The sequence below is a fragment of the Pseudomonas sp. B35(2017) genome, assembly GCF_002113645.1.
In the GTDB taxonomy this organism is placed as follows: Bacteria; Pseudomonadota; Gammaproteobacteria; order Pseudomonadales; family Pseudomonadaceae; genus Aquipseudomonas; species Aquipseudomonas ekonensis.
This window is the reverse complement of sequence record NZ_NEIZ01000001.1, coordinates 347901-371236: the sequence shown is the minus strand read 5'-3', so window position 1 is coordinate 371236 and position 23336 is coordinate 347901. Positions and strand designations below refer to the sequence as shown.

At 66.8% G+C, this 23336-nt stretch carries 23 protein-coding genes and 1 pseudogene; 12 read left to right on the top strand and 12 right to left on the bottom strand.

All coding sequences use genetic code 11. From position 1 onward, the window contains the following. Positions 1-82 precede the first annotated feature (82 nt). Positions 83-2926: a class I adenylate cyclase gene (locus CAG41_RS01705; RefSeq protein WP_085637126.1), complete on the top strand. Its 2844-nt coding sequence runs from the start codon at positions 83-85 to the stop codon at positions 2924-2926. Positions 2927-2933: 7 nt separating this feature from the next. Here CAG41_RS01705 and rnk read toward each other — a convergent pair whose 3' ends face one another. The 3 genes from rnk to cyaY all read right to left on the bottom strand — a co-directional run bounded on the left by rnk (position 2934) and on the right by cyaY (position 4047). Then, complete coding sequence (gene rnk / locus CAG41_RS01700) at positions 2934-3344, bottom strand: nucleoside diphosphate kinase regulator (RefSeq protein ID WP_085581162.1); 411 nt, start codon at positions 3342-3344, stop codon at positions 2934-2936. A 156-nt stretch (positions 3345-3500) separates the two neighbouring features. After that, positions 3501-3713: a DUF1289 domain-containing protein gene (locus tag CAG41_RS01695; RefSeq protein WP_085637129.1), complete on the bottom strand. Its 213-nt coding sequence runs from the start codon at positions 3711-3713 to the stop codon at positions 3501-3503. A gap of 1 nt (position 3714) precedes the next feature. Further along, on the bottom strand, positions 3715-4047 hold the full coding sequence (gene cyaY / locus CAG41_RS01690; protein ID WP_085637132.1) for an iron donor protein CyaY: 333 nt from the start codon (positions 4045-4047) through the stop codon (positions 3715-3717). A gap of 272 nt (positions 4048-4319) precedes the next feature. Here cyaY and CAG41_RS01685 point away from each other — a divergent pair, with 272 nt between their 5' ends. The 6 genes from CAG41_RS01685 to CAG41_RS01660 are packed head-to-tail and all read left to right on the top strand — an operon-like array spanning position 4320 to position 8930. Continuing rightward, positions 4320-4493 (top strand): lipoprotein, encoded by a 174-nt coding sequence (locus tag CAG41_RS01685; protein ID WP_085630167.1) that lies wholly within the window; start codon positions 4320-4322, stop codon positions 4491-4493. 9 nt (positions 4494-4502) lie between these two features. Continuing rightward, on the top strand, positions 4503-5750 hold the full coding sequence (gene lysA, locus CAG41_RS01680) for a diaminopimelate decarboxylase (RefSeq protein ID WP_085581172.1): 1248 nt from the start codon (positions 4503-4505) through the stop codon (positions 5748-5750). 4 nt (positions 5751-5754) lie between these two features. Next, positions 5755-6585, top strand: coding sequence for a diaminopimelate epimerase (gene dapF / locus CAG41_RS01675; RefSeq protein ID WP_085581174.1), 831 nt, complete (start codon positions 5755-5757; stop codon positions 6583-6585). A gap of 13 nt (positions 6586-6598) precedes the next feature. Next, positions 6599-7324, top strand: a complete 726-nt coding sequence (locus CAG41_RS01670; protein WP_085706650.1) for a DUF484 family protein — start codon at positions 6599-6601, stop codon at positions 7322-7324. Positions 7325-7326: 2 nt separating this feature from the next. Next, a complete protein-coding gene (xerC, locus tag CAG41_RS01665; protein WP_085655886.1) occupies positions 7327-8226 on the top strand; it encodes a tyrosine recombinase XerC in 900 nt (299 codons plus the stop codon). After that, on the top strand, positions 8223-8930 hold the full coding sequence (locus CAG41_RS01660; protein ID WP_085706649.1) for an HAD family hydrolase: 708 nt from the start codon (positions 8223-8225) through the stop codon (positions 8928-8930). Before xerC ends, CAG41_RS01660 begins: the two co-directional genes overlap by 4 nt. Before the next feature lie 188 nt (positions 8931-9118). Here CAG41_RS01660 and sutA read toward each other — a convergent pair whose 3' ends face one another. From sutA to glnK, 4 genes are all read right to left on the bottom strand, one after another. Next, the gene (gene sutA / locus CAG41_RS01655) at positions 9119-9448 is read right to left on the bottom strand and encodes a transcriptional regulator SutA (protein ID WP_085581184.1); all 330 of its coding nucleotides are present in this window, start codon (positions 9446-9448) and stop codon (positions 9119-9121) included. Positions 9449-9549: 101 nt separating this feature from the next. Further along, the gene (locus tag CAG41_RS01650; protein WP_085581187.1) at positions 9550-9975 is read right to left on the bottom strand and encodes a secondary thiamine-phosphate synthase enzyme YjbQ; all 426 of its coding nucleotides are present in this window, start codon (positions 9973-9975) and stop codon (positions 9550-9552) included. A 216-nt stretch (positions 9976-10191) separates the two neighbouring features. Beyond that, complete coding sequence (locus CAG41_RS01645) at positions 10192-11529, bottom strand: ammonium transporter (protein ID WP_085655888.1); 1338 nt, start codon at positions 11527-11529, stop codon at positions 10192-10194. 35 nt (positions 11530-11564) lie between these two features. After that, positions 11565-11903, bottom strand: a complete 339-nt coding sequence (gene glnK, locus CAG41_RS01640; protein ID WP_002555808.1) for a P-II family nitrogen regulator — start codon at positions 11901-11903, stop codon at positions 11565-11567. Positions 11904-12316: 413 nt separating this feature from the next. Here glnK and CAG41_RS01635 point away from each other — a divergent pair, with 413 nt between their 5' ends. Then, positions 12317-12577 carry an accessory factor UbiK family protein gene (locus CAG41_RS01635; RefSeq protein ID WP_085693793.1) on the top strand — a complete coding sequence of 87 codons (261 nt, stop codon included), beginning with the start codon at positions 12317-12319 and terminating at the stop codon, positions 12575-12577. A gap of 94 nt (positions 12578-12671) precedes the next feature. Here CAG41_RS01635 and CAG41_RS01630 read toward each other — a convergent pair whose 3' ends face one another. Further along, positions 12672-13127 (bottom strand): helix-turn-helix domain-containing protein, encoded by a 456-nt coding sequence (locus tag CAG41_RS01630; protein WP_085637136.1) that lies wholly within the window; start codon positions 13125-13127, stop codon positions 12672-12674. 182 nt (positions 13128-13309) lie between these two features. On the opposite strand from CAG41_RS01630, the gene CAG41_RS01625 reads away from it, so the two are divergent. The 3 genes from CAG41_RS01625 (at position 13310) to CAG41_RS01620 (ending at position 16362) form a co-directional block, all read left to right on the top strand. Continuing rightward, on the top strand, positions 13310-14524 hold the full coding sequence (locus tag CAG41_RS01625) for an MFS transporter (protein WP_371856102.1): 1215 nt from the start codon (positions 13310-13312) through the stop codon (positions 14522-14524). A gap of 37 nt (positions 14525-14561) precedes the next feature. Next, the gene (locus CAG41_RS28530) at positions 14562-14726 is read left to right on the top strand and encodes a hypothetical protein (protein WP_170929951.1); all 165 of its coding nucleotides are present in this window, start codon (positions 14562-14564) and stop codon (positions 14724-14726) included. 142 nt (positions 14727-14868) lie between these two features. Next, a complete protein-coding gene (locus CAG41_RS01620) occupies positions 14869-16362 on the top strand; it encodes a YifB family Mg chelatase-like AAA ATPase (protein ID WP_085581198.1) in 1494 nt (497 codons plus the stop codon). Between the two features lie 358 nt (positions 16363-16720). Here CAG41_RS01620 and CAG41_RS29070 read toward each other — a convergent pair whose 3' ends face one another. The 3 genes and pseudogenes from CAG41_RS29070 to CAG41_RS01610 form a co-directional block, all read right to left on the bottom strand. Next, positions 16721-17443 (bottom strand): methyl-accepting chemotaxis protein, encoded by a 723-nt coding sequence (locus CAG41_RS29070; RefSeq protein WP_371916608.1) that lies wholly within the window; start codon positions 17441-17443, stop codon positions 16721-16723. 132 nt (positions 17444-17575) lie between these two features. Beyond that, positions 17576-18697 (bottom strand): annotated as a pseudogene (locus CAG41_RS29065) (Cache 3/Cache 2 fusion domain-containing protein); the annotation flags it as partial. A gap of 182 nt (positions 18698-18879) precedes the next feature. After that, positions 18880-19800, bottom strand: coding sequence for a LysR substrate-binding domain-containing protein (locus CAG41_RS01610; RefSeq protein WP_085578905.1), 921 nt, complete (start codon positions 19798-19800; stop codon positions 18880-18882). Positions 19801-19958: 158 nt separating this feature from the next. On the opposite strand from CAG41_RS01610, the gene CAG41_RS01605 reads away from it, so the two are divergent. Then, entirely contained in the window at positions 19959-21350 is a 1392-nt protein-coding gene (locus CAG41_RS01605) for a NorM family multidrug efflux MATE transporter (protein ID WP_085637139.1), read from the top strand. 142 nt (positions 21351-21492) lie between these two features. Here CAG41_RS01605 and CAG41_RS01600 read toward each other — a convergent pair whose 3' ends face one another. Then, positions 21493-23166 carry a bifunctional diguanylate cyclase/phosphodiesterase gene (locus tag CAG41_RS01600; protein ID WP_085630187.1) on the bottom strand — a complete coding sequence of 558 codons (1674 nt, stop codon included), beginning with the start codon at positions 23164-23166 and terminating at the stop codon, positions 21493-21495. Positions 23167-23336 lie beyond the last annotated feature (170 nt).

Genomic DNA, 23336 nt, shown 5'->3' with positions numbered 1-23336 from the left:
ATTCAGCTTAATGATTCCCCCGCCCAGGCGCTAAACTCCCCGGCATTGCGAGCCCCTCTGCCCCCGAGCCCTGCGAGCCGACATGCCCCGCACCCACGAAATCCGCCCCGACCTGGACGAAGGCATCGACCGCAAGGTGCTCAGCCAGCTGCGCGCACGCTTCCTCAAACTCAACGAAGGCCGCCTGGACCGGGCACGGGAAGGGCTTTCGCCCCGTCAGCAAAGCGTGCTGACCCTGTTGCCGCTGTTCTTCCACGTCAACCATCCCCTGCTGCCCGGCTATGTGTCGGGCAGCACGCCGGCAGGGCTGTCGAACTATGAGCCGGACGCCGACACGCTCACCGAGGCCCAGCGCCTGACCCGGTCGTTCTCCTACAAGCCGCGCCACGGCAGCAACCCGCCCCGGCCGATCCACGGCCTGTTCCTGATGGGCAGCCTCGGCACGCTGGCCCAGGCCGACCAGAGCGACATGGACGTGTGGGTCTGCCATGCCCCGGACCTGGGCGACAGCGAACTGGCCGAGCTGCGCAAAAAGTGCCAGGCCCTCGAAGCCTGGGCCGCGAGCCAGGGCGCCGAGGCGCACTTCTTCCTGATCGACCCGGCCCGTTTCGTCAAAGGCGAGCGCGACAGCCAGTTGAGCTCCGAAGACTGCGGCACCACCCAGCACTACCTGTTGCTGGACGAGTTCTACCGCACGGCCATCTGGCTGGCCGGCCGCACGCCGATCTGGTGGCTGGTGCCGGTCTATGAGGAAAGCGCCTACGCGCAGTACACCCACACCCTGATCTCCAAGCGTTTCATCCGCACCGACGAAACCCTCGACCTCGGCCACCTGGCGCACATCCCGCCGGGGGAGTTCATCGGCGCCGGGCTGTGGCAGTTGTTCAAGGGCATCGAATCGCCCTACAAGTCGGTGCTCAAACTGCTGCTGACCGAGGTCTACGCCAGCGAGCACCCGCACGTGCAGTGCCTGAGCCTGCGCTTCAAGCAGGCGGTGTTCGCCAACCGGCTGGACCTGGACGAGCTGGATCCGTACATGGTGGTGTACCGGCGGATCGAGGAATACCTCACGGCACGCAACGAACCGGAGCGGCTGGAACTGGTGCGCCGGGCGCTGTACCTCAAGGTCAACCGCAAGCTCACCGGCAACACCCGCACCCAGAGCTGGCAGCGCTCGCTGCTCGAGCGCCTGGCCGACGAATGGCACTGGGACCGTCGGCAACTGGCGCTGCTCGACAGCCGCAGCCAATGGAAAGTGCGCCAGGTCAGCGCCGAGCGCCTGGCGCTGGTCAACGAGCTGAACTACAGCTACCGCTTCCTGACCCGCTTCGCCCGCACCGAGCAGACCGTCAGCCTGATCAACAAACGCGACCTCAATGTGCTGGGCCGGCGGCTGTACGCGGCCTTCGAGCGCAAGGCCGACAAGATCGAATTCATCAACCCCGGCATCGCCCCGGACCTGGCCGAAGACACCCTGACCCTGGTGCAGTCGCCCAACAAGAAAGAACCGGGGCAGACCCAATGGGGCCTGTACAACGGCAGCCTCACGGCGCTGGAATGGGAGCACTTCGCACCGATCAAGCGTAGCCGCGAATTGCTGGAGCTGCTGACCTGGTGCCACCGCAACGGCGTGATCGACAGCAGCACCCGCCTGGCGCTGCACCCCGGCACCAGCGACCTGAGCGAGTTCGAGCTGTTCAACCTGCTCGGCAGCCTGCAGCAGAGCATCGTCCTGCCCTTGCCCACCGTCGCCGAAGAACCGCTGCTGCACGCCAGCGTGCCGAGCGAGGTGCTGTTGCTGGTCAACGTCGGCGTCGATCCGCTCAAGCACCACCGCGACCTGAACATCCTGATGACCACCGAGCGCACCGACTCCCTGAGCTACGCCGGGGTGCGCGAGAACCTGGTGCTGACGCTCGACCAGGTCACGCTCAACAGCTGGAACGAGGTGCTGGTCAACCGCTTCGACGGCCCCCACGCCCTGCTCGACTGCCTGCGCGACTACCTGAACAACCTGCCGACCGGCGCCCGGCAGCCGAAGCTGCGGGTGCGCTGCTTCTGCCACAACCGCGCGCAGTTCATCGCCCGGCGGGTGGAAGAGATTCTCGACACCGCCCAGACCCTGCTGCTCAGCGGACTCAACCACCGCTACCTCATCCAGGTCCAGCAGCACTATCACGTCCTGGAGCTGGTGCCGGGCCAGGTCAGCCACGCGGCGCTCGCCACCTTGCCCGCGCTGCTGGATTACCTGGGCGAAGAGCTGCCGCACTACAGCCCCCTGCACCTGGATCCGATGGCGCTGGAGGACCACGACCTCGCGCTGATCCTGCCCATGGGCCAACCCGAATGCATTCAGGTGTTCTACCGGGTGACCGAACGGCAGGCCGAGCTGTACGTGCTGGATGAGTTCAACGCGCTGTGGCAGCAGCATTTGCCCTACCACGACGAGCAGAGCCTGTTGGTGCCGCTGCAGCGCTTCCTGCAATCGATCCAGTTCCGCCGCGAGACGCAGGCACCGATGGATCAGGGCCCGGCCCCCGACCTCGAGATTTTGTATTACCAGTTATTGCCCCAGGGCCCCGGACGGGCGCGGCGGGTCGAAGCGCGGGCGGCGCCGCAGACCCCGGCCGACGAACCGTACTACGACGTGCAGGCCATCATCGGCAAGGCCGCACCCGGTCAGGTGCAGGTCACGCTGTACTGCAACCAACGGGAATTCAGCGAGCTGGAGCACGGCGACCAGCTGTTCGGCGTGGTCGCCCGAGAGATCATCGGCCAGCGCCGGGAAACCGAACGCTACCGCTGCTACATCACCGACCTGGACCTGTCGGGCCTGCTCGGGGACGGGCAGAGTTCGAGCAATCTTTACCTGCGCTACAAGGCCGACCTGGAGCGCGCCCTGAACGAGGCGCTCGAACAGGCCTGAGGCGGGGTCACACCGGGAAGTCGCCCCCGTTGGCCGGCTGCGACTCGACTTCGAGCAGAGTCAGCTTCAGGGTCTTGCCGCCCGGCGCCGGCCAGTCGATGTGCTGGCCGACCTTGAGTCCCAGCAGCGCGCTGCCCACCGGCGCCAGGATCGAGATCTTGCCCTCGTCGGCGTTGGCGTGTTTCGGATACACCAGGGTCAGGTGGTAGTCCTTGCCGCTGCCTTCCTCGCGGCAGTGCACGCGGGAATTCATGGTGACGACGTCGGCGGGCACGTCATCGTGGCTCACCAGCGTTTCGGCGCGGTCCAGTTCGGTTTGCAACTCATCAACGCCACGGGTGCCTTCAGGCAATCTGTCGATCAGCTGCTCCAGACGTTGCACGTCCAGACGGGTAAGGGTGATGGATGGTGCGGTCATGATCCGGGCAGACTCCTTTCTTCTGCGCAAAAAAGCAAAACCCCGCCAAAAAAGACGGGGTTCTTACCGGGCCTCGATGGGTTGAGGCGTGTCCGGACACTATCACAGCTCAAAAAATATACAAGCCACCCAAAGCCGGACACAAACCTGCGCCGGTCAGGCCCGGGCCTTGCGGGCCACCGCCTGCGCGCAGATCACCCGGCGGCGTTCGTCATCCGCCGAGCGCCATTCGCGGATGTCTTCGACATGGCGGAAACAGCCCAGGCAGACTTTCTGCTCGTCCAGCCGGCAGACACCGCTGCACGGCGAAGGCACCGCCGGGCTGACGTTGCTGTAGAGCGGCTTGGCAGGCCGGATCTCGGTGCTCATCTCAGATCTCGTCGAAGTCGAGCTTCTCGCCGGCGCGCTCCCAGACGATGCGTTCGAGCATTTCGCCCAGCAGCTCTTCGGTCTTCTCGCACACCCACTTGCCGGCCTGCTCGTCGTAGTCGAAGTGGAAACCGCCGGAACGGTCGGCCAGCCACAACTGGCGCAGCGGCTCCTGGCGGCTGAAGATCAATTGGCTGCCGCTGTCGAACTTGACGGTCAGCACACCGGCCGAGTTCTCCATGTCCAGGTCCAGGTCGCTGTCGTCGAAGATGTCCTCCAGCGCCTGCTGGGTGGCATCGACCAGATCGTGGAAACGGGCTTCGGACAGACTCATTGCGGCAACCTCGGGAAATGACGGATCAGGCTCAAGGGCCGCAAGATACGAGCGACGGCGCCCGATTGCAAAGAATAACGACCGGGCGGGTTCCACGGCCTCCCTCGATTCCTGTGGGAGCCAGCCTGCTGGCGACGGCGCCGGCCAGGGCGCCGCAGGAGTCGCTTGCGCCGCCGCAACAGGCCCCGCCGGACGGGAACCCCGTCGCATAGGCAATCCGCCGGGTCGCCGGTATACTCCGGCGCAATTAACGCATTTTCAAGGATTTCGCCATGAAGCGCCTGATCTCTTCCCTCGCGGCGCTCGTCGCGGTTGCCTGCCTCGTCTCGGCCTGCGGTCAAAAAGGCCCGCTGTACCTGCCCGACGAAGATCAGGACCCGACCGAGCAAGCCAAGTCGTCGCAGCATCAGCCTGCTTCCAAGGCACACAAGCACGACGTCTACTAAGGGATCGCCATGGACGCTTTCAACTACCGTGGCGGGGAGCTGTTCGCGGAAGGCGTGGCGCTGTCCGCCATCGCCGACCGCTTCGGCACGCCGACCTACGTCTACTCCCGCGCCCACATCGAGGCCCAGTACCGGGCCTACGCCGATGCGCTGGCCGGCATGCCGCACCTGGTCTGCTTCGCGGTCAAGGCCAACTCCAACCTCGGTGTGCTGAACGTCCTGGCCCGTCTCGGCGCCGGTTTCGACATCGTTTCCCGCGGTGAGCTGGAACGCGTGCTGGCCGCCGGCGGCAGCGCCGACAAGATCGTGTTCTCCGGCGTCGGCAAGACCCGCGACGACATGCGCCGCGCCCTGGAAGTCGGCGTGCACTGCTTCAACATCGAGTCCACCGACGAGCTGGAGCGCCTCCAGGCCGTGGCCGCCGAGCTGGGCGTCCGCGCACCGGTCTCGCTGCGCGTGAACCCCGACGTCGATGCCGGCACCCATCCGTACATCTCCACCGGCCTCAAAGAGAACAAGTTCGGCATCGCCATCGCCGACGCCGAAGACGTGTACGTGCGCGCCGCGCACCTGCCGAACCTGGACGTGATCGGCGTCGATTGCCACATCGGCTCGCAGCTGACCACCCTGGCGCCGTTCCTCGACGCCCTCGACCGCGTGCTGGACCTGGTCGACCGCCTCGGCGACTGCGGCATCCACCTGCACCACATCGACCTGGGCGGCGGCCTCGGCGTGCGCTACCGCGACGAAGAGCCGCCGCTGGCCGGCGACTACGTCAAGGCTGTGCGCGAACGCCTCGCCGGCCGCGACCTGGCGCTGATGTTCGAGCCGGGCCGCTACATCGTCGCCAACGCCGGCGTCCTGCTGACCCGTGTCGAGTACCTCAAGCACACCGGGCACAAGGACTTCGCCATCGTCGACGCGGCCATGAACGACCTGATCCGCCCGGCCCTGTACGAGGCCTGGATGGACATCGCCGCCGTGCGCCCGCGCGACACCGCGGCGCGGACCTACGACGTGGTCGGGCCGATCTGCGAGACCGGCGACTTCCTGGCCAAGGAACGCGAACTGGCCCTCGAAGAGGGTGACCTGCTGGCCGTGCATTCGGCCGGTGCCTATGGCTTCGTGATGAGCTCCAACTACAACACCCGCGGCCGCGCCGCCGAGGTGCTGGTGGACGGTGACTCAGTTTTCGAAGTGCGCCGCCGCGAAACCGTGGCCGAGCTGTATGCCGGCGAAAGCCTGCTGCCGGAGTGACCCCATGCTGCTGCGTTTTACCAAGATGCACGGCCTGGGCAACGACTTCATGGTCCTCGACCTGGTCAGCCAGCACGCGCACATTCAGCCCAAACACGCCAAACAGTGGGGCGACCGCAACACCGGCATCGGTTTCGACCAGTTGCTGATCGTCGAGGCGCCCAGCAACCCGGACGTGGACTTCCGTTACCGGATCTTCAACTCCGACGGCTCGGAAGTGGAACAGTGCGGCAACGGCGCCCGCTGCTTCGCCCGCTTCGTGCTCGACAAGCGCCTGACCGCCAAGCGTCGGATCCGCGTCGAGACCAAGGGCGGCATCATCGAGCTGGACGTGCGCAACGACGGCCAGATCGGCGTGAACATGGGCGCCCCGCGCCTGGTGCCCGCCGACATTCCGTTCGATGCACAGGCCCAGGCCCAAAGCTATCCGCTGCAGGTCGACGGCGTCACCGTCGACATCGCCGCCGTGTCGATGGGCAACCCGCATGCCGTGCTGCGCGTGGAAGACATCCACAGCGCACCGGTGCATGAGCTGGGGCCGAAGATCGAACACCACCCGCGCTTTCCGGCACGGGTCAACGTCGGCTTCCTCCAGGTCATCGACCGCCACCGCGCGCAGTTGCGCGTCTGGGAGCGCGGCGCCGGGGAAACCCAGGCCTGCGGCACCGGCGCCTGCGCCGCTGCAGTGGCCGCGATCAGCCAGGGGTGGATGGATTCGCCGCTGTCGATCGACCTGCCGGGCGGGCGCCTGTCCATCGAATGGGCAGGCCCCGGCCAACCGGTGCTGATGACCGGTCCGGCAGTGCGTGTATACGAAGGACAAGTGCGTCTTTGAGCGAGCAGAAGCCATGACCGACAAGCCTCAAGCCCCCGCCAGACCGTCCGCCGGATCCGCCGCCGAAAACCTGGAGGCGGCCGCCGTCGCCGCCTACCTGGAGGCCCATCCGGACTTCTTCGCCGAACACGAGGAACTGCTGCCGTCCCTGCGCATCCCCCACCGGCGCGGCGACACCGTGTCGCTGGTCGAGCGCCAGATGGCGATCCTGCGCGAACGCAACATCGAGATGCGCCATCGCCTCTCGCACCTGATGGACGTCGCCCGGGACAACGACCGGCTGTTCGAGAAGACCCGGCGCCTGATCCTCGCGCTGATGGACGCCGCGACCCTCGAAGACGTGGTGATCAGCGTCGAGGACAGCCTGCGCCAGGAGTTCCAGGTGCCGTTCGTGAGCCTGATCCTGCTCGGCGACAACCCGGCGCCGGTAGGCCGCTGGGTGACCCACGCCGACGCGCAGACCGCCATCGGCGGCCTGCTCACCGAGGGCAAGAGCGTCAGCGGCAGTCTGCGCGAGCATGAGCTGGACTTCCTGTTCGGCGAGGAGCAGCGCAAGCAGATCGGCTCCACCGCCGTGGTCGCCGTCAGCCATCAAGGCATCCACGGCATCCTCGCCATCGCCAGCCGCGACCCGCAGCACTACAAGAGCTCGGTGGGCACGCTGTTCCTGAGCTACATCGCCGAAGTCATGGGCCGCGTGCTGCCACGGGTCAACAGCTCCCTGCGCAAGGTGCGCTGAACATGGAACGGCAACTGGACGCTTACTGCGAACACCTGCGCAGTGAGCGGCAGGTGTCGCCCCATACCCTGTCGGCCTACCGCCGCGACCTCGACAAGGTGCTCGGCTGGTGCGCCAAGCAGAACATCGGCAGCTGGCAGGCGCTGGACATCCAGCGCCTGCGCAGCCTGATCGCCCGCCTCCACGCCCAGGGCCAGTCCTCGCGCAGCCTCGCCCGCCTGCTGTCGGCGGTGCGCGGGCTCTATCACTTCCTCAACCGTGAAGGCCTCTGCGACCACGACCCGGCCACCGGCCTGACGCCGCCCAAGGGCGAGCGCCGCCTGCCCAAGACCCTCGACACCGACCGAGCGCTGCAACTGCTCGAAGGCGCGGTGGAGGACGACTTCATGGCCCGCCGGGATCAGGCGATCCTGGAGCTGTTCTATTCCTCCGGCCTGCGCCTGTCGGAGCTGACGGGCCTGAACCTCGACCAGCTCGACCTCGCCGACGGCATGGTCCAGGTGCTCGGCAAGGGCAGCAAGACCCGCCTGCTGCCGGTGGGCGCCAAGGCCCGCGAAGCGCTGGAGCACTGGCTGCCGCTGCGCGCCCTGGCCAATCCGGCGGACGACGCCGTGTTCGTCAGCCAGCAAGGCCGGCGCCTCGGCCCCCGGGCGATCCAGGTGCGGGTCAAGCTCGCCGGCGAACGGGAGCTGGGGCAGAACCTGCATCCGCACATGCTGCGGCATTCCTTCGCCAGCCACCTGCTGGAGTCATCGCAGGACCTGCGCGCCGTGCAGGAGTTGCTCGGCCACTCGGACATCAAGACCACCCAGATCTACACCCACCTGGACTTCCAGCACCTGGCGGCGGTCTACGACAGCGCCCATCCACGGGCCAAACGCACCAAAGGCGAGGATTCATGAGCATCCAGTTGATCACCTTCGACCTCGACGACACCCTGTGGGACACCGCTCCGGTGATCCTCAGCGCCGAAGCGGTGCTGCGCCAATGGCTCGGCGAACATGCGCCGAACCTGGGCGCGGTGCCGGTGGAGCACCTGTGGGCCATCCGCGAACGGGTGCTGGCCGGCGAGCCCGGGCTCAAGCACCGCATCAGCGCGCTGCGTCGGCGGGTGCTGTTCCATGCGCTGGAAGAGGCCGGCTACGCCCATGGCGAGGCCTCGGGCCTGGCGGACAAGAGCTTCGAAGTGTTCCTCCACGCACGGCACCAGATCGAGGTGTTCCCCGAGGTCGAGCCGGTGCTGGAGATCCTCGCCAACCACTATGCCCTGGGCGTGGTCACCAACGGCAACGCCGACGTGCGCCGGCTGGGGCTGGCCGACTACTTCAAGTTCGCCCTGTGCGCCGAAGACATCGGCATCGCCAAGCCGGATGCGCGGCTGTTCCATGAAGCCTTGCAGCGCGGCGGCGTGAGCGCCGAGGCGGCGGTGCACATCGGCGACCACCCGGGGGACGACATCGCCGGGGCGCAGCAGGCCGGGCTGCGGGCGATCTGGTTCAACCCGGCGGGCAAGGCCTGGGAAGCGGAGCGCCTGCCGGACGCAGAGATCCGCAGCCTGACCGACCTGCCGGCCGTGCTCGCACGCTGGAATGCCCTCTCCCACTGATGCCACGCCCATGCAGGAGCCAGCCTGCCGGCGATCGGGCCTGCCCGATGGTGGTGACAGATCCACTGCTATCGCCAGCAGGCTGGCTCCCACAAGGGATGGCTCAAAAACCCGTTGCCACCTCTTTCAGCCGCCCATGAAAAAGCCCGCAGCGACGGCGGGCTTTTTCGGCAAGCGGGCGACGCGCCTCAGATAGGGCGGCTGCCGTACTTGTTGTCGGGCTTCTTGGGCGGGTCGGCGACCACGTTGGCCTCCACCTCAACCACTTTGCCGCCACGGGCAAGGAATTCTTCCATGGCCTTGGCCAGGGCATCGCGTTCCTTGTTCTTGGCTTCCATGCTCGGCAGCTCGTCGACCGAGACCGCAGCCTTGGCCTTGCCTTTAGCGGCCGGGGCAGGTGCATCGCCGCCGTCATCGCTGTCCTCGGCGACATCGTCGGCCGCCGCTTCCAGACCTTCTTCGGTATCGTCTTCGTCGCCTACTTCGAGGTCGTCGTTTTCCAGATCATCGTCGCTCATGTTCTACCTCATGACTTGCGAAAAGCAGATTAGTTATAGACCAGCTTAGGCAACTGTCGAAAGTCGCCGGAAAAAATCATCCGCCGCTGCTGACCAGCGGCTCATGCCCCTTCACCGTGGAGGGTGGCGAGGACTTTGCGGGCACCGCCATGATCGCGGTGCTCACCCAGGTAAACGCCTTGCCAGGTGCCCAGCGCCAGCTTTCCCGCCGAAACCGGCAGGCTCAACTGACAGCCCAGCACGCTGGCCTTGAAGTGCGCCGGGAGGTCGTCCAGGCCTTCGTCGTTGTGCTCATAGCCGTCCGTTCCTTGTGGGACCAGACGATTGAAAAACCGTTCGAAGTCGCGACGTACCGCCGGATCGGCGTTCTCGTTGACAGTCAACGACGCCGAGGTGTGCTGCAGCCACAGATGCAACAGACCGACCTTGCATGCCTTGAGTCCGGGCAGGCCGGCCAGCAACTCGTCCGTCACCAGATGAAAGCCCCGGGGCCGTGCCCGCAGGGTTATCAGAGTCTGTTGCCACATACAGTTCTCCGCACGTTTCGGGGCGCATTCTAGCGCGCTCTGGAAAAAAACAAAGGCCCTAATATTCCTTCAGCGGTGTAAGCCATTGGCCGCATAAACACCCCTGCCTTCGACGGCGCCGAAGCCGCACGCGAAAACCTTCCGACGGTGTCACGGATGACAAATTCCGGACAAAAAAATGCCCGGCGGACCGGGCAATTTTTTAAGGTAGCAGGCTTACAGGTTGTAGCCGCGCTCGTTGTGCTGAGCCAGGTCCAGGCCCACCGACTCTTCCTCGTCGGTCACCCGCAGACCCATCACTGCGTCCAGCACCTTGAGGATGACGAAGGTCACGACCGCGGTGTAGATCACCGTGAAGCCGACGCCCTTGCACTGGATCCAGACCTGCGCCGCGATGTCGGTGACGGTGCCGAAACCGCCCAGCGACGGTGCGGCGAACACGCCAGTGAGGATCGCGCCGAGGATGCCGCCGATGCCGTGCACGCCGAAGGCGTCCAGGGAGTCGTCATAGCCGAGCTTGCGCTTCAGGCTGGTGGCGCAGAAGTAGCAGACCACGCCCGCCGCCAGGCCGATCACCAGCGCCCCCATCGGGCCGACGGTGCCGGCGGCCGGCGTGATCGCCACCAGGCCAGCCACCACGCCCGAGGCGATACCCAGTGCGCTCGGTTTGCCGTGGGTGATCCACTCGGCGAACATCCAGCCCAGCGCCGCCGCGGCGGTGGCGATCTGGGTGACCAGCATCGCCATGCCGGCGGTGCCGTTGGCGGCGGCGGCGGAACCGGCGTTGAAGCCGAACCAGCCGATCCACAGCATCGCCGCGCCCATCAGGGTGTAACCCAGGTTGTGCGGCGCCATCGGGGTGGTCGGGAAGCCTTTGCGCTTGCCCAGCACCAGGCAGGCGATCAGGCCGGCCACACCGGCGTTGATGTGCACCACGGTGCCGCCGGCGAAGTCGAGCACGCCCCAGTCCCACATCAGGCCGCCGTTGCCGGACCAGACCATGTGCGCGATCGGCGCATAGACGACGGTGAACCAGATGCCCATGAACACCAGCATGGCGGAGAACTTCATCCGCTCGGCGAACGCACCGACGATCAGCGCCGGGGTGATGATCGCGAAGGTCATCTGGAAGGTGACGAACACCGCCTCGGGGAACAGCGCTGCCGGGCCGGTCAGGCTGGCCGGGGTGATGCCGGCGAGGAACGCCTTGCCGAAGCCGCCGACGAAGGAGTTGAAGTTGACGACGCCCTGCTCCATGCCGGTGGTGTCGAACGCGATGCTGTAGCCGTAGATGACCCACAGGACGCTGATCAGACCGGTGATGGCGAAGCACTGCATCATCACGGAAAGGATGTTTTTCGAACGGACCATGCCGCCATAGAACAGCGCGAGGCCGGGGATGGTCATGAACAGCACGAGGGCCGTGGAGGTGAGCATCCAGGCCGTGTCGCCGGAATTGAGGACCGGGGCCGCCGCTTCGTCTGCCGCCATGGCCAGGCCGGGCATTACGATAGGCAACAGGGCTCCTAGCCCTGCGAATTTACGCAGAGTCATTTTGTTTTCTCCTGGGGCGTTGGGTTTGTGGCGGCTTAGATGGCGTCGGTATCGGTTTCGCCGGTACGGATGCGGATCGCCTGTTCCAGATTGACCACGAAGATCTTGCCGTCACCGATCTTGCCGGTGTTGGCGGCCTTGGTGATCGCCTCGATGACCCGGTCAAGGTCCTTGTCGTCGATGGCGACGTCGATCTTCACCTTGGGCAGGAAATCGACCACGTATTCCGCGCCGCGGTACAGCTCGGTGTGACCCTTCTGCCGGCCGAAGCCTTTGACTTCAGTGACGGTAATGCCCTGCACGCCGATTTCGGACAGCGACTCGCGCACGTCGTCCAGCTTGAACGGCTTGATGATGGCAGTGACTAGCTTCATGAAACTCTCTCCCGAATTGGTGGACTTGCCCCAGGAAAACAAACCCGACTCAAGTCTAAGCGCAGTGCCTGGCTTTGTAACGCATCGTCGGCCCTCCCGGCCCGACCGACGCCAGCTAACCGCATCAGACGAAACTCCCCGCTCCGCCTGCCGCACTGCATTCATCACAGCGACTGCATCAGTGCATGGGTCACCACCGACTAAGCAGAAAGCTTGCCACCTTGCCAAAACCCACTGATTTCAATCCCTTGGCCGCGTCGGCAGAGGCCATCACTTAAATGGCATCGGGGATACGCACAACAACGGTGCGCCGCCGTCCGGCCGCTTGCGCGAAAAGCGTGCATCCCTGCCGGCGCCAATGACTATAGACACTGCGTGATACACTGCCGGCCATTGTTTCCAGGACATTTCCCATGCTCGCGCCCAAAGACTTCCTCGACGCCCTGAGCGGCACCGCCTCCCGTCTGTTCAGCGGCGACACGCCCTTGCCCAAAGCCGAAATCGAAAGCCAGTTCAAGATGCTGATGCAGAGCGCCTTCAGCAAACTGGACCTGGTGAGCCGCGAAGAGTTCGACAGCCAGATGGTGGTGCTCGCCCGCACCCGCGCCCGCCTCGAAAGCCTCGAGGCAAAAGTGGCGGAGCTCGAAGCGAAGCTGAACCCGCCGACCGAGTGAGGCCGCAGCCTGCCGGGCTACGGATCGGCAGCCCATGAAAAACCCCACACCTTCCGGTGTGGGGTTCGCGTATCCGGTGAAGGCGTCCCGCGCCTCAGGCGCCGCGCTTGACCACCCGCCGGTGGCAATCGGCCGGAGACAGCACCTTGCCCGACCTTGAGCGGACCGCAAGGGTCTCGATCGGTTCCGACAGTTCGTCGTCCAGCAGCACCGAATGGCACTCGCCTTCCTTGAAGAGGAAGCGCTCCCCCCACTGGCGCAGGCTGACCACGATGGGAAACACGGAGCGCCCCATTTCGGTCAGCACGTATTCCTTGTAGGCACTGCCGTCGGACGCCGGCTGCACCTCGAACACCCCCAACTCGACCAGCATCTTGAGCTTGACCGTGAGGATGTTGCGGGCCAGGCCCAGGCGTTTCTGGAATTCCGTGAACCGGCGGACGTCGTCGAAGGCGTCGCGGATGATCATCAGCACCCAGCGGTCGCCGATGGCTTCGAGCGTTCGGGCCACGGGGCATTCGCTTTGCGCCAGTTGCTGCTGTCGGGCCATGGGTCTCCGGATTCAATCGGCAAGAAGGAAAAAAGACGCTGCGGGCGTCAGGGTAAGTGCTTCGAACAACTGGTTGCATATTAAAACTTGATTGGGTAAAAATCCACGCATCGGTTTTGTTTCGAAACCACATCAGCTCAAGGATGGATGTCGCGATGCCGGATTCTCAAACGCCCTCGACAATGGATCGCGAGACCGCTGCCCTGGCTGCTCGGGAACGCCCGGCGCCGACGCTCGGCCGCTACCGGACGCTGCTGTTCGCCATCACCTGCGCCATGGCGGTGGCCAACGTGTATTTCGCCCAGCCGCTGCTGGAGTCCATGGCCGCGAGCCTTGCGGTCGCGCCCGGCGCCATCGGCGTCGTGGTGACCGCCACCCAGGCCGGTTACGCGGCGGGGCTGCTGTTCATCGTGCCGCTGGGCGATCTGCTCAACCGCAAGCGACTGATCCTGACGCAGATGCTGACGTCCGCCGTCGCCCTCTGCGCGGTCGGCCTGTCGCAGGACTGGCTCACGCTGCTCGGCGCGATGGTGCTGGTGGGTTTGATGGCCGTGGTGGTGCAGGTGGTGGTCGCCTACGCCGCCGCCCTGGCCAGCCCGGAACAGCGCGGCCAGGCCATCGGCACCGTCACCAGCGGCGTGGTGCTGGGCATTCTATTGGCCCGCTTCGTCTCCGGCGCCGTGGCGGACCTGGCGGGTTGGCGCGGTGTGTATTTCGTCTCGGCCGCCCTGATGGCCGGCATGGCGCTGGTGCTGCACCGCACCCTGCCGGCGTCCGCCGCGCCACCGGCCGCCGGCGGCTACCGGCAGTTGCTGCGCTCGGTCTTCCAGCTGTACCTGAGCGAACGCACCCTGCGCGTCAGGGGCACCTTCGCCCTGCTCATCTTTGCCGCGTTCAGCGTGCTGTGGACCTCGATGGTGCTGCCGCTGAGCGCGCCGCCCCTGTCGCTGTCGCACACCCAGATCGGCCTGTTCGGCCTGGCCGGTGTCGCCGGTGCCCTGGCCGCCGCCAAGGCGGGACAGTTGGCCGACCGGGGCCTGGGCAACCGCACCACCGGCATCGCCCTGGCGCTGCTGACCTTGTCCTGGCTGCCCACCGCGTTCGTCGAAAGCTCGCTGCTGGCCATGGTCATCGGCGTGGTGCTGCTGGACTTCGCCGTGCAAGCGGTGCACGTGACCAACCAGAGCCTGATCTTCGCCGCCCGGCCCGACGCGCAAAGCCGCCTGGCGGGCGCCTACATGTGCTTCTACTCGGTCGGCAGCGGCCTGGGCGCCGTAGCGGCCACCTACACCTACGCCCATTACGGCTGGGTGAACGTGTGCCTGCTCGGCGCCGCCATCAGCGGCGTCGCGCTGCTGTACTGGGCATGCCTGAACCGGACTTCCGCCGCGCGATAACCCTCGTCCTCCCCGGAGGCAAACCACCGTTGAGCCATTGCACGTAGCGTTGGCCGTCCTGATCGCGGCCATCGTGGCGTACAACGAAAGCGTGCCGCTGAACAAAGTGCTGGCGGTGATTCTGATCGTCCTCGGCCTCATCGTCGGCCTCTACGGGCCGCGCATCCGCAACGCTGTGCTGGCGCGGCCTGCGCGCACTTAGGGCTGAAACGGCAGGCGTCCGGGAAGACGCCTGCCGCAACATCCGGTGAAGGTTTGCCGCCCCGCGCCCGCCGCCGGATCCGTTTCCCCCGTCTACCCTTGAAGCACCGCAGGAAGCGGCCCGCCCATTTCAAGGAACGCCCATGTCCCTCGCCATCGTCCACAGCCGCGCCCAGATCGGCGTGGAGGCCCCCGCCGTCACCGTCGAAGTCCATCTGGCCAACGGCCTGCCGTCGCTGACCATGGTCGGCCTGCCCGAGACGGCGGTGAAGGAGAGCAAGGACCGGGTGCGCAGCGCGATCATCAATTCCGGGCTGCAGTTTCCGGCGCGGCGGATCACCCTGAACCTCGCCCCGGCGGACCTGCCCAAGGACGGCGGGCGGTTCGACCTGGCCATCGCCCTGGGCATCCTTTCGGCCAGCGTACAGGTGCCGACCCTGACCCTGGACGACGTGGAGTGCCTGGGCGAACTGGCGCTGTCCGGCGCCGTGCGCCCGGTCCGCGGGGTGCTGCCGGCGGCGCTGGCGGCGCGCAGGGCCGGCCGCTCGCTGGTGGTGCCGCGGGCCAACGCCGAGGAAGCGTGCCTGGCGTCGGGGCTGAAGGTGATCGCGGTGGATCACCTGTTGCAGGCGGTGGCGCACTTCAACGGGCACACGCCGGTCGAGCCGTACGTGTCGGACGGCCTGATCCACGCCGCCAAACCCTACCCCGACCTCAACGAGGTGCAAGGCCAGGCGGCCGCCAAGCGCGCCTTGCTGATCGCCGCGGCAGGCGCCCACAACCTGTTGTTCAGCGGACCGCCGGGCACCGGCAAGACGCTTCTGGCCAGCCGCTTGCCGGGGCTGCTGCCGCCGCTGACCGAAAGCGAAGCGCTGGAGGTCGCGGCCATCCAGTCGGTCGCCAACGGCGCGCCGCTGACCCATTGGCCGCAGCGCCCCTTCCGCCAGCCGCACCACTCGGCGTCCGGGCCGGCCTTGGTGGGCGGCAGTTCGAAACCGCAGCCCGGGGAAATCACCCTTGCCCACCACGGCGTGCTGTTCCTCGACGAACTGCCGGAGTTCGACCGCAAGGTGCTGGAGGTGCTGCGCGAGCCGCTGGAGTCAGGCCACATCGTGATTGCCCGGGCCAAGGAACGGGTGCGCTTTCCGGCGCGCTTTCAACTGGTGGCGGCGATGAACCCGTGCCCCTGTGGATATCTTGGCGAACCCACCGGCCGTTGCTCCTGCACGCCGGACATGGTGCAGCGCTACCGCAACAAGTTGTCGGGGCCGCTGCTGGACCGGATCGACCTGCACCTGACGGTGGCGCGGGAAGCCACGGCGTTGAATCCGCTGGTGAAACCGGGGGAGGACAGCGCCAGTGCCGCCGGGCAAGTGGCCGAGGCCCGGGAGCGCCAGCAGAAGCGCCAACGGTGCGCCAATGCCTTTCTGGATTTGCCGGGGCTGCGGCGCCATTGCGGGTTATCCACAGCCGACGAGGCGTGGCTGGAATCGGCCTGCGAGCGCCTGACGCTGTCGCTGCGCTCGGCGCACCGCCTGCTCAAGGTGGCGCGGACGCTGGCGGACCTCGAACGCTGCGACGGCATCCGCCGCGAGCATCTGGCGGAGGCGCTGCAGTACCGGCCGGCGACGCAGTAGGGGCGGGAACCGCGTCGGGCCCATCGCGAGCAGGCTCGCTCCCACAGGGGATTGGAGGTGCCGGCAAAACTGTAGGAGCCAGCCTGCTGGCGATGGCGGTCTGTCCGGCACATCGATGTCGGATGTTCCGCCGCCATCGCGGGCAAGCCCGCTCCCACAGGGCGCGCGGTGAGGCGGCTAGAACTGTGGGAGCCAGCCTGCTGGCGATGGCGGTCTGTCCGGCACAACGATGTCGGATGTTCCGCCGCCATCGCGGGCAAGCCCGCTCCCACAGGGCGCGCGGTGAGGCGGCTAGAACTGTGGGAGCCAGCCCTGCTGGCGATGGCGGTCTGTCCGGCGCATCGATGGCGGGGGCGACTCAGCGGAAGCGGTCGACCTCGGAGCGCAGATCCGCCGCCAGCTTCTCCAACTCCTTGGCGGTGACCGCAAGGTTGGACACCACTTCCCGCTGTTCGCTGTTGGCCAGCGCGATGCTCTGCAGGTTGCTGCTGAGCAGGGTCGCGGTGCTGCTCTGCTCCTGGGTCGCGGTGGTGATCGCCGCGAACTGCTGGCCCGCCGAGCGGCTCTGCTCGTCGATGCGCGCCAGGGCCGAGGCGACGTTGGCGTTGCGCGACAGGCCTTCCTGCATCAGCGCATTGCCCTGCTCCATGGTGCTGATGGCGTTGCCGGTCTCCTGCTGGATGCTCTGGATCATGCCGGAGATCTCGTCGGTCGCCTGACGGGTGCGCGAAGCCAGGTTGCGCACCTCGTCGGCCACCACCGCAAAGCCGCGACCCTGTTCGCCGGCGCGGGCCGCTTCGATGGCGGCGTTGAGCGCCAGCAGGTTGGTCTGTTCGGCGATCGCGGTGATCACGCTGACGATGCCGCCGATTTCCTGGGAACGCTGACCGAGGGTGTTGATGACGGTCGCGGTGGTGTTCAGCGCGCCGGCGATCTGCTCCAGCGACGAAGACGCTTCTTCCATCGAGGTGCGGCCGATCTGGGTCTGCTGTGCGTTTTCCTGGGCCAGGCGCTGGGTGTTGCCCATGTTGTCGGCGATGTTCAGCGAGGTGGCGCTGAACTCCTCGACCGCGCCCGCCATGCTGGTGATTTCGCCGGACTGTTGCTCCATGCCTTCGTACGCGCCGCCGGACAAGCCCGACAGCGCCTGGGCCCGGCGGTTGACCTCTTCGGAGGAACGGCGGATGTGCTCGACCATGGTCGACAGGGCCTGGCTCATCTGGTTGAAGGCGCGGGCCAGCTGACCGATCTCGTCGTTGCTCGAAACGTCCAGTCGCACGCTCAGGTCGCCGGCGCCCAGCGCCTCGGCCTGCCGCACCAGATCCCCCAGCGGCTGCAGCTTGCTGCGCAGCAGCCAGACCACGGAACCCACCGCCAGCAGCATCGCCAGCAGGCTGCCGATGGCCAGTTGCGTGCCGACGCTCCAGGTCACGGCGCGGATCTCGCTTTTCGGCATGCTCGCCACCACCGACCACGGCCCGCCGTCGAACGGTACGGCGATGCTGTAGAAGTCTTCGGCGCTGTCGCTCCAGAAGCGGCCCTTGCCCGGGGTCTTCGCCAGACCGGCGACCACCGACACCGCTTGCTCCGGCGCCTGCACGCCGGCCGGGGCCACCAGCCATTTGCCCTGCTCGTCCAGCAGCGCCAACGAGCCGGTCTGGCCGATGCGGAAGCGCTTGAGGTTGTCGAACTGGGCGTTCTGCGCATCGGTATAGTCGAAGCCGACGAACAATACGGCGATCACCTTGCCGCCAGCGTCGCGCACTGGGGTGTACTGGGTCATGTACAGGCGCTCGAACAGCAAGGCGCGGCCGACATAGCCCTGCCCCGCCATCAACCGCGCGTAGGCCGGGTGGGCGTGGTCGAGCACGGTGCCGATGGCCCGGGTGCCGTCCTGCTTGCTCAGGGAGGTGCTGACGCGGATGAAGTCTTCGCCGCTGCGCACGAACAGCGTGGCGACGCCGGCGGTCATCTGCTTGAACTCGTCGACTTCCTTGAAGTTGTTGTTCAACACCTCACCGCCCAGGTGCAGGCCCGGCGTGCGGGTGCCGGCGACGGTCACCGGTTCGTCCGGGTGGATGCTCAGGCCCGCGCTGAAGCGCTTCTCGAACAGCCCGCTCAGGCGCTGGGTGCTTTCGCGCAGCGTGCCGTGGAAGGTGCTCAGTTGGTCGGCCAGCAGGCGCGCCTCGCTGGCCAGGTGCTCTTCACGGGTGGCGAGGTTGGCCGAATCCAGCGAACGCAAGGCGAACACCGTACTGCCGCTGATGACGACCGCCAGTATCACGGCGAGCGCGAGGCCCAGCTGCGAGGCGATCCGGGCGCGGGGTTGAGACATGGACAGCTCCTGGCCGGGCCTGCGGATCCTCCCTGATCACGGCTCGGAAAATATTCTAATAATGGGGGTGTATCGTGGACCGGCACGACGGTTCCACTTGGACGTATTCGGCTGTGAAAACGAATACTTGAGCGCACAACAGGGTTATGCCCCAGGGCCGGCATTGTGGTGGCTCGAACGATTCAGCTCAAGCGCGCGACCTGCGGCAGTTCCATCGCCCGGACTTCGCCCTGAAGGAAATCGCTGAGGCGGCGTAAACGTTCACCGCCCGGACGGGTCTTGGGCCACACCAGGTAGTAGTTCAGGCCGCTGGCGACGGCGGTGGGCCACGGCAGGCTCAGCCGTCCCTGGGCCACGTCCTCGGCCACCATCAGCAGGTCGCCCATCGATACGCCGTAGCCCCGTGCCGCTGCGATCATTCCCAGCTCCAGGGTATCGAACACCTGCCCGCCCTTGAGCGACACCTGCTCGGACAGGCCCATGCGCTCCAGCCAACTGCGCCAGTCGCGCCGGTCGGGGGTCGGGTGCAGCAGTTCGGTGGCGGCCAGCCGCGCCGCGTCCCAGGGCCGGTCATCAGGCAGGTTGGGCGCGCCCACCGGGATCAGTTCTTCCGGGAACAGCAGGCTGGCTTCCCAGTCCGGGGGAAAATGCCCGTCGCTGAGCAGAACGGCGCAATCGAACGGTTCGTTGTTGAAGTCCACCGAATCCACGTCCATCCAGGCACTGGTCAACTGCACCTCGTTGCCCGGCTGCAGATGGCGGAACCGGCTGAGCCGCGCCAGCAGCCAGCGCATGGTCAGGGTCGACGGGGCTTTCATGCGCAGGATGTCGTCTTCGGCGCGCAAGGTATTGCAGGCCCGCTCCAGCGCCGCAAAACCTTCACGGATGCCGGGCAACAGCAGGCGCGCCGATTCGGTCAGCTGCAGGTTGCGGCCGCTGCGGTGGAACAGCCGGCAGGCGAAGTGCTCCTCGAGCGTGCGGACATGCCGGCTGACCGCACTCTGAGTGATCGACAACTCTTCGGCGGCGCGGGTGAACGAGCTGTGCCGCGCCGCTGCTTCGAATGCGCGCAGGGCATACAAGGGCGGCAGACGACGGGACATAGACAAGGCTCCGGTTGCGGGATGGCGTCAACTTAGCAGAAATGCCCCTGGATGAGTTTTAATCATGCCACCCATCCTTTTTATCCCTTTGTGCCAACCCCGCCGAACCGCGAGAATCGACGGTCTCTTGCTCCCTCGATTAAAAGGATGTGACGACCATGCAGCGTCCCGTGCGTACCGAACTCTGGGCCATCCTCCGGCTGGCGGGGCCGCTGATCGCCTCGCAGTTGGCGCACATGCTGATGGTGCTGACCGACACCCTGATGATGGCGCGCCTGAGCCCGGAGGCCCTGGCCGGCGGCGGCCTCGGCGCGGCGAGCTATTCGTTCGTGTCGATCTTCTGCATCGGCGTGATCGCGGCGGTCGGCACCCTGGTGGCGATCCGTCAGGGCGCCGGCGACATCCTCGGCGCCGCGCGGCTGACCCAGGCCGGGCTGTGGCTGGCCTGGCTGATGGCCCTCGGCGCCGGTCTGCTGCTGTGGAACCTCAAGCCGGTGCTGCTGCTGTTCGGCCAGACCCAAACCAACGTCAACGCCGCCGGGCAGTTCCTGCTGGCCCTGCCGTTCGCCCTGCCCGGCTACCTGAGCTTCATGGCCCTGCGTGGCTTCACCAGCGCCATCGGTCGGGCGACGCCGGTGATGGTCATCAGCCTGGCCGGCACCGTGGCCAACTTCCTGCTCAACTACGCGCTGATCACCGGACTGTTCGGCCTGCCGAAGCTGGGGCTGACCGGCATCGGCCTGGTCACGGCGATCGTCGCCAACTGCATGGCGCTGGCGCTGGCCTGGCACATCCGCCGGCATCCGGCCTACGACGCCTACCCGCTGCGCCAGGGCCTGTCGCGCCTCAACCGGCAATACCTCAAGGAACTGTGGCGCCTGGGCCTGCCGATCGGCGGCACCTACGCCGTGGAGGTCGGGCTGTTCGCCTTCGCCGCGCTGTGCATGGGCACCATGGGCAGCACGCAACTGGCGGCGCACCAGATCGCCCTGCAGATCGTCTCGGTGGCGTTCATGGTGCCGGCGGGGCTGTCCTACGCGATCACCATGCGCATCGGTCAGCATTACGGCGCCGGACAATTGCTCGACGCGCGGATGTCCGGGCGGGTCGGGATCGCCTTCGGCGCGGCGGTGATGCTGTGCTTCGCCATGGTGTTCTGGCTGTTGCCGGATCCGCTGGTGGGCCTGTTCCTGGATCATGACGACCCGGCCTTCGCCGAGGTGATCCGCCTGGCCGTCAGCCTGCTGATGGTGGCGGCGTGGTTCGAACTGTTCGACGGCGTGCAGACCATCGCCATGGGCTGCATCCGCGGGCTCAAGGACGCCAAGACCACGTTTCTGGTCGGGCTCGGCTGCTACTGGCTGATCGGCGCGCCGGCGGCGTGGCTGATGGCGTTCCATCTGCACTGGGGGCCGACCGGCGTCTGGTGGGGCCTGGCGCTGGGGCTGGCGTGCGCGGCGGTGTGCCTGACGCTGGGGTTCGAGTGGAAGATGAAGCGGATGATCCGGCACGAGCCTTCGGATTCGTTCGCGGTCGCCCAGGCTGAATGATCTATTCACGCGGCGTCTGGACTGGCGCCATCGCCAGCAGGCTGGCTCCCACAGGGTTTAGCGGTGCCCCGCAGTTCTCTGCGGGCGCCAGCCTGCTGGCGCTGGCCTCAGCCGAAGCACTGCACCTGCCGGAGTGGTCCGCTCAGACCACGACGTCCAGCGCCGGCTCTTCGCCGGAACCGACCGTGAGGTAAGCCACCAGCTCCGCCAGCGGCAGCGGCTTGCTGATCAGGTAGCCCTGCACCTGGTCGCAACCGTACCCGCGCAGCAACGCCATCTGTTCAGGGGTCTCCACCCCTTCGGCCACCACTTCCAGGTGCAGGTTGTGCGCCAGGTTGATCATCGCGTGCACCAGCTTGCGGTTCTCTTCGCGCTGTTCCATGCCGCCGACGAAGCTCTTGTCGATCTTGAGCAAGGTGATCGGCAGGCTGTTGAGGTGCACGAACGAGGAGAACCCGGTGCCGAAGTCGTCCAGCGAGAAGCGCACGCCGAGGCGGCCGAGGGCGTCCATGGTCTGCTTGACCAGGTCGCTGCGGCGCATCACGGCGGTTTCGGTGAGTTCGAACTCCAGCCACTGGGCCTCGACGCCGCGTTCGGCGATCAGGCGGCTGAGGGTGGGCAGCAGCTGGCTGTCCTGAAACTGGCGGAACGACAGGTTGATCGCCATGTGCAGCGCCGGCAGGCCGTGTTCGCGCAGGGCCTGCATGTCGCGCAGGGCCCGGGAGATCACCCAGTAGCCCAAAGGCACGATCAGCCCGCTCTGCTCGGCCAGCGGCACGAACTCGCTGGGCGGCAGCAGCCCGCGCTCGCTGTGGCGCCAGCGCACCAGGGCCTCGAGGCCGACGATCTGCCCGTCCGCCAGGTTCAGGCGCGGCTGGTAGTGCAGTTCCAGTTCGTCGCGGCGCAAGGCCCGGCGCAGCTCGCTTTCCAGGTCGGCCATGCTCCGCGCGTTGCGGTTGATCCGTTCGTTGAAGATATGGAAGGTGCAGCCCTGGGTGCTCTTGGCCTGCTGCATGGCGATGTGCGCATGCCACATCAGCGGGTCGGCGCCGGCATGGGCGCGGGCATGGGCGATGCCCAGGCTGGAGCCGATCAGCAGGCTCTCGCCGTCGATCCAGTAGGGTTCGGCCAGCGCTTCGGTGATGCGCTCGGCCATCCACTCGGCGCGCTGCGGGGCGCGGCGCGTGTCGATCAGCAGGGCGAATTCGTCGCTGCCCAGCCGGGCCAGCTGATCGCCGGCCTCCAGCTGGCTCTTGAGCCGCGCCACCACCTGCAGGATCAGGCGGTCGCCGGCCTGGTGGCCGAGGGCGTCGTTGGCGTGGCGGAAGTTGTCCAGGTCCAGGTGCCCGAGGGCCAGGCCGCGGCCGTCGTTTTCGGCCAAGCGGGCCGTGAGCAACGTCTGGAAACCCTGGCGGTTGGCGATCCCGGTCAGCGGATCCTGTTCGGCCAAACGCTGCAGGGTGTTCTCCAGCACGCCCCGCTCGCGCACATGGCGCAGGCAGCGGCGCAGCATGCCGGTGTCGAGCGCGTCGCGCACCAGCCAGTCGCTGACGCCGTCGGGCGGGTTCGCCGGCTCGTGCTCCAGAAGCAGCACCGTCGGCAGGCTGCAGCGTCCGGGCGCCGGCTGCAGGGCCGGCACGGTCAGCAGCACCGCGTGGCGGTTGTCTTCGAACAGGCGGCTGACCGAATCCCAGTCCGGCGCGCCGATCAGCACCGCCGAGCTGCCCATCGGCGCCAGGCACTCGCGCAACAACGCTGTCCAGGCCGGCTCTTCGGCCAGCAGCAGCAAACGCAAGGGTTCGACAGGCGTAGACAAGCTGACTCCCTAGACTCTGCAATGATGTGGGCGGCGGGCATTATGCCGTTGCGCCGGCCAATGACCAAATGACATCGGTTATCAAATCGTCGTTTTGTGTCACGAATGAGAACATTAGACGCAAAATCTCCGCACATCCTGCGTGAAAGTATCAAAACCGGCAAACTGTA